Here is a 14,595-nt window from a genome sequence, read left to right on the forward strand (position 1 = left end):
GGTGGTCGGTGCGCCGGTACGGACCGAAGGGCAAGACACGCGCATGGGCTCGCACGCCACTCTCACCGTCCCAACCCCGGAGCGGATGGGCCGGCTCGGCCGGGAGCTGGCCGCGCTGCTGCGGCCGGGGGACCTGGTGCTGCTCTCCGGCGAGCTGGGGGCGGGGAAGACCACGCTGACCCGCGGCCTGGGGGAGGGCCTGCAGGTCCGCGGGGCGGTGACCTCGCCGACCTTCGTGATCGCCCGGGTGCACCCCTCGCTGGTCGGCGGCCCGGCGCTGGTGCACGTGGACGCGTACCGGCTGGGCGGGGACCTGGACGAGATGGAGGACCTCGACCTGGACGTCTCGCTGCCCGAGTCGGTGGTCGTGGTCGAGTGGGGCGAGGGCAAGGTCGAGCGGCTGTCCGAGGACCGGCTGGAGGTCCGGATCGAGCGTGCCATCGGTGCCACCGCGGACGGCGACGACCAGGACCCGCGCCGGGTGGTGCTGACCGGCATCGGCCCGCGCTGGGCGGACGCGGCGCTGGCGGACCTCGGATAGCCGACGCGTTGCCGACACGTTGCCGACAAGCTGTCGGCAAGATGTTGCGGGCGGGGTGCCGGGCGTGGTGGGATGGGTGCTGCGGTTAGGTCTGCCTAACTAGGGAGGCGCCATGTCGAGCCCCACCCCCGTCCCGAAGCGCGCGGTCCCCGCCGCCGGGGCCGGAGACTCCGCCCGCCGCGCTCCGGGAGAGCCGATGCGGGCGCTGCTGGCCGCGTGCGCGGCCGCCGAGGCGGTGTCCACTCCGCCCGAACCCCGGCCCGGGCAGCACGAACGGCCCGAGGCGCGGACGCCCCGGGCCGCGTGAGGCCGGTCCTCCCGGCCCCCGAGCGGGCCGCCCGGATCAGGCGATCACGACCACCTTGGTGTCCTTGGGCGCGAAGTCCCAGAGCAGCTGCCCCTCCGGGCGGCCGCTGCGGATGCCGCCGGTCTTGGCACTCGGGTCGACGGTCGGCGTCGCGCCGTCCACCGCCGCGCTGAAGCCGAACACCACGCCGTTCTGCTGCGCGAAGCGCACCACGTGCTCGATCTGCTTGCCGTCCGACCCGGTGGTGGTCTGGGTGCGGCTGTACACCGCGTAGCTGCCGGGGGCCGGCTCGACCGAGCCCGGGGTGACCGGGAAGGCGGCCGCGACCTGCGGGGTCTTCTTCGGGTCGACCAGCCAGACGTAGTGGCTGCCGATCGAGTACACCACCCGGATGCCGGTGCCCGAGACGGCGCCGGCCGGCAGCGCCGGGACGGTCGGGGTGGGTGCGGCGGTCGGCGCCGCGGCGGTGGCCGTGCCGGTCGCCGTGGTGGTGGTGGTGGGCTTGGCGCCGCCCGCCCGGTCCTGGGCGCCGTTGGCCTGGAAGGCCAGCAGGCTCACCACCGCCAGGGCCCCCAGGGTCAACCCCGTGACCACCACTCCAGGACCCATCTTCGCCACGTTGCCGCTCCCGCCGCCGTCCCTTTACGTACGGCCCCATCGTGCCAGGTTCATCCGCGCGGGTCGCAGCGCCTCGGATGTGTGTTCCTGGGTGGTACACCTTGCCGATCGGCCGGTCGGCCCAACGTCGGTCTAACCTTGACCCCGTGCTGCTGCTCGCGTTCGACACCGCTACCCCCGCCGTCACCGCCGCCGTCCACGACGGCACGGCCGTCCTCGCCGAGACCCACCAGGTCGACGCCAGGCGCCACGGCGAACTGCTGCTGCCCGCGATCGACCAGGTGCTGCGGGCCGCCGGTGTGGACAAGCACCGGCTGACCGGCATCGCCGTCGGCGTCGGCCCCGGCCCGTACACCGGCCTGCGGGTCGGCCTGGTGACCGCCGCCGCGCTCGGCCACGCGCTCGGGCTGCCGGTGCACGGCGTCTGCACCCTGGACGCGATCGCCTTCCAGGCCCGCGCCGAGGGGCTGGCCGGGCAGCCGTTCACGGTCGCCACCGACGCGCGCCGCAAGGAGGTCTACTGGGCCTCGTACGACGCCGAGGGCCGCCGCACGGAGGGCCCCGGCGTGGACCGCCCGGCCGAGCTGACCCCGCAGGAACGCTCCGTCGGCGCCGGCGCGCTGCTCTACCCCGACGCCTTCCCCGGCGCCCACGGCCCCGCGCACGTCTCGGCCGGCGCGCTGGCCGGCTTCGCCGCCGCCGAACTGGCCGCCGGGCGCGAGCTGCTGCCGAACCACCCGCTGTACCTGCGCCGCCCGGACGCCCAGGTCCCCGCGGGCTACAAGGCGGTGCTCCCGGCGTGAACCACGGCACCACCCTGCGCCCGATGCGCTGGTGGGACATCGCGCCGGTGCTGGAGCTGGAGCTGCGGCTCTTCCCCGAGGACGCCTGGTCCGCCGGGATGTTCTGGTCCGAGCTGGCCGAGTCCCACCCCGGCGGCACCCGCCACTACACCGTCGCGACCGCCCCGGACGGCCGGATCGTCGGCTACGCCGGGCTGATGGCGATCGCCGGCGAGGGCGACGTCCAGACCATCGCCGTCGACGAGCGCCACCAGGGCGCCGGCCTCGGCGCGGCGCTGCTCACCGACCTGATCCGGGAGGCCGCCCGGCGCGAGTGCGCCGAGCTGCTGCTGGAGGTGCGGGTGGACAACCCGCGCGCCCAGCGGCTGTACGAGCGCCACGGCTTCGAACCGGTGGGCATCCGGCGCGGCTACTACCAGCCCGCCAACGTCGACGCGCTGGTGATGCGCCTCGACCACCCGAGCACTGACAGCACCGACCCGAAGGACATTGAGGACCCCCGCCATGGCTGACGAACCGCTCGTCCTCGGCATCGAGACCTCCTGCGACGAGACCGGCGTCGGCATCGTGCGCGGCACCACGCTGCTGGCCGACGCGGTCGCCTCCAGCGTCAACGACCACGCCCGCTTCGGCGGCGTCGTCCCGGAGATCGCCAGCCGGGCGCACCTGGAGGCGATGGTCCCGACCATCCAGCGCGCGCTGGACACCGCCGGGATCAAGGCGACCGACCTGGACGGCATCGCCGTCACCGCCGGCCCCGGCCTGGCCGGCGCGCTGCTGGTCGGCGTCAGCGCCGCGAAGGCGTACGCATGGGCGCTGGACAAGCCGCTGTACGGGGTCAACCACCTCGCCTCGCACATCTGCGTCGACCAGCTGGAGCACGGCCGGCTGCCCTCGCCGACGATGGCCCTGCTGGTCTCCGGCGGGCACTCCTCGCTGCTGCTCAGCGAGGACATCACCAGCGACGTCCGCCCGCTCGGCGCGACCATCGACGACGCGGCCGGCGAGGCCTTCGACAAGGTCGCCCGGGTGCTCGGCCTCGGCTTCCCCGGCGGCCCGATCGTCGACCGCACGGCCCGCGAGGGCGATCCGAAGGCGATCGCCTTCCCGCGCGGCCTGAGCGGCAGGAACGACCCGGAGTACGACTTCTCCTTCTCCGGCCTGAAGACCGCCGTCGCCCGCTGGGTCGAGGCCAAGCGCCGGGCCGGCGAGGAGGTGCCGATCGCCGACGTGGCGGCGTCCTTCCAGGAGGCGGTCACCGACGTGCTCACCCGCAAGGCTGTCAAGGCGTGCAAGGACAACGGCGTCGACCACCTGATGATCGGTGGCGGCGTGGCGGCCAACTCGCGGCTGCGCGAGATGGCCCAGCAGCGCTGCGACCGGGCCGGCATCCGGCTGCGGGTGCCCCGGCCGGGCCTGTGCACCGACAACGGCGCGATGGTCGCGGCGCTGGGCTCCGAGATGGTGTGGCGCGACCGCACGCCGTCCGCCTTCGACCTGTCGGCGGACTCCTCGCTGCCCGTCACCGAGGTCCACGTGCCGCACACGGACTTCCACGGCCAGGCCTACGAGGCCCTCGGCGGTGGCGCGGCATGACCGTCGCCGCGATGTGGGAGGCCCGGGCGGCCGCCGGCCGGGGGGCCGAACTCGCCGCCTGGGTACGGGAGTCGGCGCTGCCCGGACTCCGCGGCTCGGCCGGGCTGGAGCGCCTCGAACTGCTCTCCGCCCCGGGTGAGAGGGTGCTGCTGATCGCCTGGTGGACCGGCGAGCCGGTGCCCGTCGCCGACCCGCCGGCCGAACTGCTCGGCCGCCCGGTGCACCGCTGGTCCTTCACCAGCGAGCACGTCGAGCAGTCCGTCGAGCAGCCCTCCGAGTAGTCCGTCGAGTAGCCCCCGGTCGGGAACCGTGGGCCCGGTCGTTACCGTGCTTAGCTGATAGAAGGCTGAACGGGAACCGGGAGCGGGCTGCGGTGATCAGGGACGGGCGGAGCAGGACCAGGACGTACGCGGTGGGGGCGCTGGCCGTGCTGGCCCTCGCCACCGCGTGCGGCGGCAACGGGGGCGGTGGCGGCAGCGCCGCCCCCGCCGCCACGAGCGCGCCGACCGCACCCCAGAGCGCCGCGCCGGCGCCGACCCCCTCGGCCGGCGCCCCCGCGGGAGCGGCCGCGGCGGCCTGGGCCAAGTGGAACCTCACCCCGCTCGCCCCCGCCCCGGCGCCGCCCGCCGACAAGCCGATCAAGCTCGAACGGACCGGCCCCGTACCGGTGTTCAGCGAGGTGAAGACGAGCGACAAGGTCGTCTTCATCACCATCGACGACGGAGCCGAGAAGGACCCGAAGTTCGTCGAGATGCTCACCGACCTCAAGGTGCCGATATCGATGTTCCTGACCCGGGACATCGTCAAGAACGACTACGGCTACTTCAAGCCGCTCCAGGCGCTCGGCAACCACGTCCAGAACCACACCGTCGACCACCCGGTGATGAGCAAGATCCCGGCGGAGAAGCAGAAGTCCGAGATCTGCGACGCGCAGTCCGCGCTCACCCAGCAGTACGGCACGCCCCCACTGCTGTTCCGTCCGCCGTTCGGCGACGGCGCCAACACCCCGACGCTCAACACCTCCGTCCAGCAGTGCGGCCCGCGGGCGATCGTGCTGTGGCGCGAGTCGATGCAGATCCACGACATGCAGTACCAGTCGGGGGACAAGAAGCTGAAGCCCGGCGACATCATCCTGGCGCACTTCCGCGGCCCCAAGGAGCTCAAGGGCGCCACGATGACCCAGATGTTCGGCGACCTGCTGGCCCGGATCCAGGAGCAGGGCTTCTCGGTGGCCCGGCTGGAGGACTACGTCCAGGCGCCCGCGTCCTGAGGAGCCCGTACGGGCTGCCCCAGCATCATCAGCGGTCCGTGGTCGGTGCGGCTGAGGATCACCGTGACGGTGTTCGGCCCGGAGGGCTTGAGCTGGCGGCGCAGCTCCTCCGGGGTGATCGCCATCCCGCGCTTCTTGATCACCACCGTGCCGACCGCGCGCTCGCGCAGCAGCGCCTTCAGCCTCTTGATGTTGAACGGCAGCACGTCGGTGAGCTCGAAGGCGTGCGCGTACGGGGTGGCGACCAGCTCGTCCGAGGTCAGGTAGGCGATCTTCGGGTCGATCAGCCGGCCGCCCACCTGCCCGGCCACCTCGGCCACCAGGTGGGCCCGGATCACCGCGCCGTCCGGTTCGTACAGGTACCGCCCGACCGGGCCGGCCGGCGGGTCGGGCAGGTCGCCGCCGGTCAGGCTGGCGCCCTGCGGCAGCAGGGTGGCGCGGTGCGGGCTCGCGGCCCGGGTGCCGAACCAGAGCACCGCCTCCTTGACGTCGCCGTGGTCGGAGACCCACTCGGCCTCGGCGTCCTCGGGCACGGCCTCGTGCGGGATGCCGGGGGCCACCTTCAGCGCGCCGATCGGGGTGCGCCGGCCCGCCTCGATCGCCCAGGAGAGCGGCGGGGCGTACGCCTCCGGGTCGAACACCCGGCCGCGCGAGGTGCGCCGGGCCGGGTCGGTGAACACCGCGTCGTAGCCGGTGACGTCCACCTCGGCGACGTCCGCGCAGCGCACCTCGACCAGCTCGGCCAGGCCCAGCGCGGCGGCGTTGGCCGCGGTGGCGGCGCAGGCCGCCGGGTCCTTGTCCACGGCCAGCACCTCGATGCCCGCCCTGGCCAGCGCCAGCACGTCGCCGCCGATGCCACAGCACAGGTCCGCCAGCCGTCGTACGCCGAGGTCGGCGAACCGTCGCGCCCGCCACTCGGCGACGCTGCGCCGGGTGGACTGCTCGACCCCGTTGGGCGTGAAGTACATCAGGTCGGCGTCCGCCCCGAACTTCGCCCGCGCCCGCTGCCGCAGCCGCGCCTGCCCGAACGCCGCCGACACCAGCTCCGCCGGGTGCTCCCGCCGCAGGCGCGTCGCCAGCGCCAGTTCCTCCTCGGGGGTGAACTCGCGCAGTTCGGCGAGCAGGGCCTGGCCCTCGGGGGTCAGCAGCGGCTGGAGGTTCTCGGTGTCCACGAGGCCATTCTCGCCGGTCGGGCGAGGAGGAACGCGGTCACGGCCACGCCGGACGTCGTCACCGCCACAGGACGCCCGAGGAGAAGAGCGCCGGCAGCACGAGCGGGGAGAGCGCGGCGGTGACGGGGAGGAAGCGGTAGCCGGACCGCCGGGTGCGGAAGGCGACCACGAGGCCCACGGCCAGCGTGACGACCGGGGCGGCCAGCATCCCGATGCCCAGGAAGGCCCAGATGAGCCCGTCCCCGTCGTCACCGTGCCCGGGGCCGCTGCCGAGGCAGACGACGAAGGAGAAGACGACGAACGGCAGTACGGCTCCCAGCAGCGGCAGTGCCAGCAGGGAGAGCGCCGCGTCCTTGAGCCTGGACGGGTCGATACGGGCCGGGATCGGGGTCATGGCAGGGAGTCTGTCGGGGCGGGCCGCCTCGCACATGAGTACGGCTACTCATCCGCGAACCGGGGGCCCGAGGGCGCGCCGTTGGCACTCTGGTTGACTGAGTGCTAACACGGCCCTATGGTCGTCCTTGGCACTCCCCACCAGGAGAGTGCTAACGCGACGACGCGTGTCTGACCCCCGCGACGGCAGACCCGCAGGATCGCCCCTACCCGTTAGAAAACCCCGTAATCTCCGAAGGGGAGCTCGGACGTGACCACCAGCAGCAAGGTTGCCATCAAGCCGCTCGAGGACCGCATCGTGGTCCAGCCGCTCGACGCCGAGACCACCACGGCCTCCGGCCTGGTTATCCCGGACACCGCCAAGGAGAAGCCCCAGGAGGGCGTCGTCCTGGCCGTCGGCCCGGGCCGCTTCGAGGACGGCCAGCGTCTGCCGCTCGACGTCGCCGTGGGTGACATCGTCCTGTACTCGAAGTACGGCGGCACCGAGGTGAAGTACCAGGGCGAGGAGTACCTGGTGCTCTCCGCCCGCGACGTTCTCGCGATCATCGAGAAGTAAGACGTCCCGACCCGCCCCGGATCCGTGTCCCAAGTGACAGGGGCCCGGGGCGTGGTTGTTGGTTCACGTAGTTCGGCGGCCGGTGGCCCGGCCGCAGCCCCGAGGGAATAGGGAACATGGCGAAGATCCTGCAGTTCGACGAGGACGCCCGCCGCTCGCTGGAGCGCGGTGTCAACAAGCTGGCCGACACCGTCAAGGTGACCATCGGCCCCAAGGGCCGCAACGTCGTCATCGACAAGAAGTTCGGCGCCCCGACCATCACCAACGACGGTGTCACCATCGCCCGTGAGGTCGAGCTGGACGACCCGTACGAGAACCTTGGCGCGCAGCTCGTCAAGGAGGTCGCCACCAAGACCAACGACGTCGCGGGCGACGGCACCACCACCGCCACCGTGCTGGCCCAGGCCCTGGTCAACGAGGGCCTGCGCAACGTCGCCGCCGGCGCCGGCCCGGCCGCCCTGAAGAAGGGCATCGACAAGGCCGTCGCCGCCGTCTCCGAGCACCTGCTCTCGGTGGCCCGCGAGATCGAGGGCAAGGACGACGTCGCCGCCGTCGCGTCCCTCTCCGCCCAGGACACCCAGGTCGGCGAGCTGATCGCCGAGGCGATCGACAAGGTCGGCAAGGACGGTGTCATCACCGTCGAGGAGTCGAACACCTTCGGCGTGGAGCTGGACTTCACCGAGGGCATGCAGTTCGACAAGGGCTACCTGTCGCCGTACTTCGTCACCGACGCGGAGCGGCAGGAGGCGGTCCTGGAGGACCCGTACATCCTGATCAACCAGGGCAAGATCTCCTCCATCCAGGAGCTGCTGCCGCTGCTGGAGAAGATCCTCCAGGGCGGTTCCTCCAAGCCGCTGCTGATCATCGCCGAGGACGTCGACGGCGAGGCGCTGTCGACCCTGGTCGTGAACAAGATCCGTGGCACCTTCAACGCCGTCGCCGTCAAGGCCCCGGGCTTCGGTGACCGCCGCAAGGCGATCCTCGGCGACCTGGCCGTCCTGACCGGTGGCCAGGTCATCTCCGAGGAGGTCGGCCTCAAGCTCGACCAGGTCGGCCTGGACGTGCTGGGCACCGCCCGCCGCGTGACCATCACCAAGGACGAGACCACGGTCGTCGACGGTGCCGGTGACGCCGAGGCCGTGGCCGGCCGCGTCGCCCAGATCAAGGGCGAGATCGCCGCGACCGACTCCGACTGGGACCGCGAGAAGCTGCAGGAGCGCCTGGCCAAGCTGGCCGGCGGCGTCTGCGTCATCAAGGTCGGCGCCGCCACCGAGGTGGAGCTGAAGGAGCGCAAGCACCGCCTGGAGGACGCCATCTCGGCGACCCGCGCCGCGGTCGAGGAGGGCATCGTCGCCGGTGGTGGCGCCTCCCTGGTCCACGCCGCCAAGGTGCTGGAGGACGGCCTGGGCCTGTCGGGTGACGAGGCCACCGGTGTCGCCGTGGTCCGCAAGGCGCTGCACGAGCCGCTGCGCTGGATCGCCCAGAACGCCGGCCTGGAGGGCTACGTCATCACCTCCAAGGTCTCCGAGCTGGAGATCGGCCAGGGCTACAACGCCGCCACCGGCGAGTACGGCGACCTGGTGAAGGCCGGCGTCATCGACCCGGTCAAGGTCACCCGCTCTGCCCTGGAGAACGCCGCCTCGATCGCCTCCCTGCTCCTCACCACCGAGACCCTCGTGGTGGAGAAGAAGGAGGAGGAGGCCGACAACGGTCACGGCCACTCGCACGGCCACGGCCACTCGCACTGAGGCTCCGACGCCTGACCGGAGGCCCGGTCCGCGCCCCGCGAGGGGAGGCGGGCCGGGCCTCCGGCGTTCACCTTCACGCTTCAACTATCAGTAGAATTTTGCAGAATGCAAAGTTTGCCTTATAACTAAGGCATGATCGAGGCCCGCCACCTGCGCGTCCTGCGTGCCGTCGCCCGCACCGGCTCCTTCTCCGCCGCCGCCCGCGAGCTGGGGTGTACCCAGCCCGCCATCAGCCAGCAGATGAAGGCCCTGGAGAAGTCGGTGGACACCCCGCTGGTGGTCCGCTCGGGCCGCGGGATGCAGCTCAGTGAGGCCGGGCGGGTCCTGCTCAAGCATGCCACCGGAATCCTGGCCGGGCTCTCCGCGGCCGAGGAGGAGGTGGCCGCGATCGCCGGGCTGCGGGCCGGGCGGGTGCGGCTGGTCTCCTTCCCGACCGCGAGTTCCACCCTGGTGCCGCCCGCGGTCGCCCGCCTGCGGGACAGCCATCCGGGGGTGCGCGTGTCGCTGGTCGAGGCGGAGCCGCCGGAGTCGCTGGCGATGCTGCGCGGGGGCGAGTGCGAGATCGCGCTGGCCTTTCGCTACCCGCAGTCCGACGGCGCCGTCGCGCTCCCGGCGCCCGCCCACGGCACGCCGCGCGAGGCGCGGGCCGAGGCCAATCTGGAGGCGCAGCAGCTGACCGCCGGCACGGACTGGTCCGACCTGGTGGTCACCCCGCTGCTGGACGACCCGCTGGTGGGCCTGCTGCCCGCCACCCATCCGCTGGCCGGGCAGGGCGTGGAGCTGGCCGAGCTGGCGGGGGAGCAGTGGATCGCCGGCTGCCCGCAGTGTCGGGGGCACCTGGTGGAGCTGTGCGCGGGAGCGGGTTTCGAGCCCCGGATCGACTTCGCCACGGACGACTACCCGGCGGTGGTCGGCCTGGTGGCGGCCGGGCTGGGGGTGGCGGTGCTGCCGCGGCTGGCGCTGCGGTCGGTGCGCCCTGACGGCGTGTCGACGGTGCCGGTGCGGACGGCCTCCGGGGCGCCGGCGGTGCGCCAGGTGGTCGCGCTGACCCTGCCGGACCTGGCCGAGGTGCCGGCCGTCGCTCTGATGCTGGAGCGGCTGGCGGGGGCGGCCGCCGATCGCTGACGGTGGGTGACGAAGCCGCCGTGGTGCCGCACCCAGGGTGAACTGGCGGGCGTACGGTGGGCCGACAGGCTGAAGCGCCGCGAAGAAACGTTTCTTCACTGCGCTCGTAGGGGCGGGTCTAGCGCTGGGCGACCGCCGGCGGGGCGAGCGGGACCTCGACCAGCCGGTGTCGTGAGCGGCCCAGCATCTCCTCGCGTTCGTCCTCGGTCATCCCGCCCCAGACGCCGTACGGCTCGCGGACCGCCAGCGCGTGCGCCGCGCACTCGGCGATCACCGGGCAGCGCATGCAGACCTCCTTGGCGCTGGCCTCGCGCGAACTGCGCGCGGCCCCGCGCTCGCCCTCGGGGTGGAAGAAGAGCGAGCTGTCCACGCCACGGCAGGCTGCGGAGAGCTGCCAGTCCCAGAGGTCCGCGTTGGGACCGGGGAGGCGGGAGAAATCTGCCATGGCTCATTCCCTTCAGAGGCTGTCGGCCGTGGGCCGGGCGTTCGGCGGGTCTGCTGCCGAGCGGTGCGGCGGGCTTCTGCACTGGTGTGGACACCTGGAAATATGACTTAAGGCAACTCCATGGACAAGTCACCCACACACTGGCACAACAGTCAATGACCATACGAAAGCTATAAAAACGGGCATAGTGGGCAAGGGCTCCGCCGGGCGCGGGCGTGGCAATCGGGTGGCCGACGGGCGCACGACGTGCCGAATCGGTGTGCGGGTCGTACGCCGACCGCGCGCGAGCTGCGCAAAAGTGCGGCGTGTGCACCGCGATGCGGCTGATCGGTAATGGATTGGCCACGTACAGTGGTGGAGGTGGCTCCGAAGGCCGTAACTCATTCGAGTGACGGTCGTTGGAAGTGCGGAGGCGGTTAGCGGGCGCCGGACGTCGGGAACGATCGCGGGCAGGTTGGGGCGATCGCACGGAGTCTGTCGCCGATCGGCCGTGTCGGAGAGGTTCGTACCAGCCAGGAGGCTCAACGTGACGCGGATCAGCTGCGGAGGACGACGGTCATGACTTCCGTTCTCGTTTGCGACGATTCCCCGCTCGCCCGCGAGGCGCTTCGCCGCGCGGTCGCGACCGTACCCGGTGTGGACCGGGTCACCACCGCGACGAACGGGGAGGAGGTCCTCCGCCGCTGGGTGGCCGACCGCTCCGATCTCGTTCTGATGGACGTCCGGATGCCCGGCCTCGGCGGGGTCGAGACGGTCCGGCGGCTGCTGTCCGCCGACCCGGGCGCGCGGATCATCATGCTCACCGTCGCCGAGGACCTCGACGGGGTCGCGCTGGCGGTCGCCGCGGGTGCCCGCGGGTACCTGCACAAGGACGCCTCGCGCGCCGAGCTGCGGGCCACCGTCACCCAGGCCCTCGCCGACCCGACCTGGCGGCTCGCCCCGCGCCGGCTGCGCAGCCCCGACATGGGTGCCGCGCCGACGTTGACGGCGCGTGAGATCCAGGTGCTGGAGGGCATGAGCCACGGCCGCAGCAACGCCGAGATCGGCCGCGAGCTGTTCCTCTCCGAGGACACCGTCAAGACCCATGCCCGACGGCTGTTCAAGAAGCTCGGGGCCTCCGACCGGGCGCACGCGGTGGCGCTGGGCTTCCGCTGGGGCCTGGTCCGCTGACCACCGGCGGCGCCGCCGGTTGCGGCGTGCCGCCGGAGGTTCCCGGAGCGGGTCCCGCACGGGCGTGTGACGTTACGGTCCCGAGGTTGCACCATGGAGGAGTGGAGCACCTCGGGGACCAGCGGACAGGCACTGCGGCGAACCACACGGCCGCGGGGCACTCGGCGGACGGCGCGACGGACGGGACCACCGACGGCGACGGGGCGGGAGGCGGCACGGTGCAGGAGGGGCCGGTGGTGCGCGGTACGCCGTACGGTGCCGCAGCGCATAACGTTCCGGTGCACAACTCCGGACGCGGTGCCGCGTTTTCCCGCTCGACCAGGCACCATGGACCGATGCGTGACGACGTCGCCGGTGCGGCCGGCCAGGCGGACCCGGTGGAGGCCGAGCCCTCCGGTCCGGGCCACGATCCGTCGTACGCCGATCCCGGCGGTCCCGCCGGGGAGACCGGTCCTGGCCGCCCGCCGGTGCTCGGCACGGGCGGCTCGCCGCTGGTGGGCGAGCTGGTCGCGGCCGCGGTGCGCGGCGAGGGCCCGGCGATCGACGCGCTGCTCGCCTACGTCCACCCGCTGGCGCTGCGGTACTGCCGCGCCAGGCTGGTCCGGCTGCCCGGCGGGGCCCGGCACCACGTGGACGACGTCGCGCAGGAGGTCTGCGTCGCGGTGCTCTGCGCGTTGCCCCGGTACAAGGACCAGGGGCGCCCGTTCGAGGCCTTCGTGTACGGGATCGCCGCGCACAAGATCGCCGATCTCCAGCGGGCCGCGATGCGCGGGCCCGGCTCGACCGTCGTGCCGCAGGACGACCTGCCCGAGGTGCCGGACGAGGCGCTCGGCCCGGAGGAGCAGGCGCTGCTGAGCAGCGACGCGGCCTGGGCGAAGGAACTGCTCTCCAACCTGCCGGCCCGTCAGCGCGAGCTGGTGCTGCTGCGGGTGGCCGCCGGGCTCTCGGCGGAGGAGACCGGGGAGGTACTCGGGATGTCCCCCGGTGCCGTCCGGGTCGCCCAGCACCGGGCGCTCAGCCGGCTGCGGGCGCTCGCGGAGGAGTCCTCCTGACCTGGCGGCCCGAGCCGTCCGGCCGTCCGGGTTCGTGCCGGTTCCTCCGGTTGCGGGGGGAATGAGCCCCGGGACGGGGATGTTGTCAAGGGCACACGAGGGCACATTCGCGGTGCCAGTACCATTGGGTATCGGCGCCTGGGCGGGTTGCCAAAGTTTGACGGGTGCGCGCGGGGTCCCCTTGGAGGATCCTCCCATTGCACCCGGCTTCGGCGGTCTGCGCGAGTGAGCGATGAATGCGCCCCCACCCTCAGGGCGTGAGCGGATAAGGCCGGCCACGGAAGGTACCCCCCAAATGTCTTACAACGCCGCAGGCGTACCCGAGAAGTTCGCCATGCTCGGGCTCACGTACGACGATGTGCTGCTGCTGCCCGGGGCCTCCGAGGTGCTGCCCAACCAGGTGGACACGTCCTCGCGGGTCTCCCGGAACGTGCGCGTCAACATCCCGCTGCTCTCCGCGGCGATGGACAAGGTCACCGAGTCGCGCATGGCCATCGCGATGGCGCGCCAGGGCGGCGTCGGCGTGCTGCACCGCAACCTGTCGGTCGAGGACCAGGCCAACCAGGTCGACCTCGTGAAGCGGTCCGAGTCCGGCATGGTCACCGACCCGATCACGGTCGGCCCCGAGACCACCCTGGCCGAGGCCGACGCGCTGTGCGCCAAGTTCCGCATCTCCGGCGTGCCGATCGCCGACGAGGCGGGCAAGCTGCTCGGCATCGTCACCAACCGTGACATGGCCTTCGAGTCGGACCGCAGCCGCCAGGTCCGCGAGATCATGACCCCGATGCCGCTGATCACCGGCAAGGTCGGCATCTCCGGCGTGGACGCGATGGCCCTGCTGCGCCGCCACAAGATCGAGAAGCTGCCGCTGGTCGACGACGAGGGCCGGATCAAGGGCCTGATCACCGTCAAGGACTTCGTGAAGGCCGAGCAGTACCCGAACGCCGCCAAGGACGCCGAGGGCCGTCTGCTGGTCGGCGCCGCCGTCGGTGCCAGCGCCGAGGCGTTCGACCGGGCCCAGGCCCTGGTCGAGGCCGGTGCGGACTTCCTCGTGGTGGACACCTCGCACGGCCACAGCCACAACGCGCTGGCCTGGATCGAGAAGATCAAGTCGGCCGTCGGTATCGATGTGGTCGGCGGCAACGTCGCCACCCGGGACGGCGCCCAGGCGCTGATCGACGCCGGCGTGGACGGCGTCAAGGTCGGCGTCGGCCCCGGCTCCATCTGCACCACCCGCGTGGTCGCCGGCATCGGCGTCCCGCAGATCACCGCCATCTACGAGGCCGCGCTGGCCTGCCAGGCGGCCGGCGTGCCGGTCATCGGCGACGGCGGCCTGCAGTACTCGGGCGACATCGGCAAGGCGCTGGCCGCCGGTGCCGACACCGTGATGCTCGGCTCGCTGCTGGCCGGCTGCGAGGAGTCCCCGGGCGAGCTGCTGTTCATCAACGGCAAGCAGTTCAAGTCCTACCGCGGCATGGGCTCGCTGGGCGCGATGCAGTCCCGCGGCCAGGGCCGCTCGTACTCCAAGGACCGCTACTTCCAGGCCGAGGTGGCCTCGGACGACAAGCTCGTCCCCGAGGGCATCGAGGGCCAGGTGCCGTACCGCGGCCCGCTGTCGGCCGTGCTGCACCAGCTGGTCGGCGGTCTGCGTCAGACCATGGGCTACGTCGGCGCCGCCACCGTCGCCGAGATGGAGAGCAAGGGCCGGTTCGTCCGGATCACCTCGGCGGGCCTCAAGGAGAGCCACCCGCACGACATCCAGATGACCGTCGAGGCGCCGAACTACTCGGCCCGCTGAA

17 protein-coding genes are annotated in these 14,595 nt (G+C 72.6%); 13 read left to right on the top strand and 4 right to left on the bottom strand.

Annotated features, from left to right (window positions below; all coding sequences use genetic code 11):
* Nucleotides 1–43 precede the first annotated feature (43 nt).
* Both tsaE and ACWDBB_RS04705 read left to right on the top strand, forming a co-directional pair.
* A complete protein-coding gene (gene tsaE, locus ACWDBB_RS04700) occupies nt 44–541 on the top strand; it encodes a tRNA (adenosine(37)-N6)-threonylcarbamoyltransferase complex ATPase subunit type 1 TsaE (protein ID WP_449788185.1) in 498 nt (165 codons plus the stop codon).
* A 112-nt stretch (nt 542–653) separates the two neighbouring features.
* Nucleotides 654–848 (top strand): hypothetical protein, encoded by a 195-nt coding sequence (locus ACWDBB_RS04705; protein WP_392867288.1) that lies wholly within the window; start codon nt 654–656, stop codon nt 846–848.
* 36 nt (nt 849–884) lie between these two features.
* Here ACWDBB_RS04705 and ACWDBB_RS04710 read toward each other — a convergent pair whose 3' ends face one another.
* Nucleotides 885–1,457, bottom strand: a complete 573-nt coding sequence (locus ACWDBB_RS04710) for a hypothetical protein (RefSeq protein WP_449788299.1) — start codon at nt 1,455–1,457, stop codon at nt 885–887.
* Between the two features lie 155 nt (nt 1,458–1,612).
* On the opposite strand from ACWDBB_RS04710, the gene tsaB reads away from it, so the two are divergent.
* From tsaB to ACWDBB_RS04735, 5 genes are all read left to right on the top strand, one after another.
* The gene (tsaB, locus tag ACWDBB_RS04715; RefSeq protein WP_449788186.1) at nt 1,613–2,269 is read left to right on the top strand and encodes a tRNA (adenosine(37)-N6)-threonylcarbamoyltransferase complex dimerization subunit type 1 TsaB; all 657 of its coding nucleotides are present in this window, start codon (nt 1,613–1,615) and stop codon (nt 2,267–2,269) included.
* Nucleotides 2,270–2,292: 23 nt separating this feature from the next.
* On the top strand, nt 2,293–2,781 hold the full coding sequence (gene rimI, locus ACWDBB_RS04720; RefSeq protein ID WP_449788300.1) for a ribosomal protein S18-alanine N-acetyltransferase: 489 nt from the start codon (nt 2,293–2,295) through the stop codon (nt 2,779–2,781).
* Complete coding sequence (gene tsaD / locus ACWDBB_RS04725; RefSeq protein WP_449788187.1) at nt 2,774–3,865, top strand: tRNA (adenosine(37)-N6)-threonylcarbamoyltransferase complex transferase subunit TsaD; 1,092 nt, start codon at nt 2,774–2,776, stop codon at nt 3,863–3,865. The genes rimI and tsaD overlap by 8 nt, the downstream gene beginning before the upstream one ends.
* Nucleotides 3,862–4,146: a hypothetical protein gene (locus ACWDBB_RS04730; RefSeq protein WP_449788188.1), complete on the top strand. Its 285-nt coding sequence runs from the start codon at nt 3,862–3,864 to the stop codon at nt 4,144–4,146. Before tsaD ends, ACWDBB_RS04730 begins: the two co-directional genes overlap by 4 nt.
* A 92-nt stretch (nt 4,147–4,238) precedes the next feature.
* A complete protein-coding gene (locus ACWDBB_RS04735) occupies nt 4,239–5,135 on the top strand; it encodes a polysaccharide deacetylase family protein (RefSeq protein WP_449788189.1) in 897 nt (298 codons plus the stop codon).
* On the opposite strand, the gene ACWDBB_RS04740 is transcribed toward ACWDBB_RS04735, so the two are convergent.
* Together ACWDBB_RS04740 and ACWDBB_RS04745 are read right to left on the bottom strand one after the other, a co-directional pair.
* Nucleotides 5,111–6,307 (bottom strand): THUMP-like domain-containing protein, encoded by a 1,197-nt coding sequence (locus ACWDBB_RS04740; RefSeq protein ID WP_449788190.1) that lies wholly within the window; start codon nt 6,305–6,307, stop codon nt 5,111–5,113. The two genes, ACWDBB_RS04735 and ACWDBB_RS04740, sit on opposite strands and share 25 nt — an antisense overlap.
* A 58-nt stretch (nt 6,308–6,365) precedes the next feature.
* Nucleotides 6,366–6,701 (bottom strand): hypothetical protein, encoded by a 336-nt coding sequence (locus ACWDBB_RS04745; RefSeq protein WP_449788191.1) that lies wholly within the window; start codon nt 6,699–6,701, stop codon nt 6,366–6,368.
* A 249-nt stretch (nt 6,702–6,950) separates the two neighbouring features.
* Here ACWDBB_RS04745 and groES point away from each other — a divergent pair, with 249 nt between their 5' ends.
* The 3 genes from groES (at nt 6,951) to ACWDBB_RS04760 (ending at nt 10,129) form a co-directional block, all read left to right on the top strand.
* Nucleotides 6,951–7,256 carry a co-chaperone GroES gene (gene groES, locus ACWDBB_RS04750; RefSeq protein WP_014136232.1) on the top strand — a complete coding sequence of 102 codons (306 nt, stop codon included), beginning with the start codon at nt 6,951–6,953 and terminating at the stop codon, nt 7,254–7,256.
* Between the two features lie 116 nt (nt 7,257–7,372).
* Entirely contained in the window at nt 7,373–9,004 is a 1,632-nt protein-coding gene (gene groL / locus ACWDBB_RS04755; protein ID WP_449788192.1) for a chaperonin GroEL, read from the top strand.
* Between the two features lie 132 nt (nt 9,005–9,136).
* Nucleotides 9,137–10,129 carry a LysR family transcriptional regulator gene (locus ACWDBB_RS04760; protein ID WP_449788193.1) on the top strand — a complete coding sequence of 331 codons (993 nt, stop codon included), beginning with the start codon at nt 9,137–9,139 and terminating at the stop codon, nt 10,127–10,129.
* Between the two features lie 118 nt (nt 10,130–10,247).
* Here ACWDBB_RS04760 and ACWDBB_RS04765 read toward each other — a convergent pair whose 3' ends face one another.
* Nucleotides 10,248–10,574 carry a WhiB family transcriptional regulator gene (locus ACWDBB_RS04765; RefSeq protein WP_049654358.1) on the bottom strand — a complete coding sequence of 109 codons (327 nt, stop codon included), beginning with the start codon at nt 10,572–10,574 and terminating at the stop codon, nt 10,248–10,250.
* 558 nt (nt 10,575–11,132) lie between these two features.
* Between ACWDBB_RS04765 and ACWDBB_RS04770 the strand changes: the two genes are divergently transcribed.
* From ACWDBB_RS04770 to guaB, 3 genes are all read left to right on the top strand, one after another.
* Nucleotides 11,133–11,744 (top strand): response regulator transcription factor, encoded by a 612-nt coding sequence (locus ACWDBB_RS04770; RefSeq protein WP_014136228.1) that lies wholly within the window; start codon nt 11,133–11,135, stop codon nt 11,742–11,744.
* Between the two features lie 335 nt (nt 11,745–12,079).
* Nucleotides 12,080–12,796 (top strand): sigma-70 family RNA polymerase sigma factor, encoded by a 717-nt coding sequence (locus ACWDBB_RS04775; protein WP_449788194.1) that lies wholly within the window; start codon nt 12,080–12,082, stop codon nt 12,794–12,796.
* A 295-nt stretch (nt 12,797–13,091) separates the two neighbouring features.
* Complete coding sequence (guaB, locus tag ACWDBB_RS04780; protein ID WP_449788195.1) at nt 13,092–14,594, top strand: IMP dehydrogenase; 1,503 nt, start codon at nt 13,092–13,094, stop codon at nt 14,592–14,594.
* The last annotated feature ends 1 nt before the right edge of the window (nt 14,595 follow it).

This window comes from Kitasatospora sp. NPDC001095, assembly GCF_053598615.1.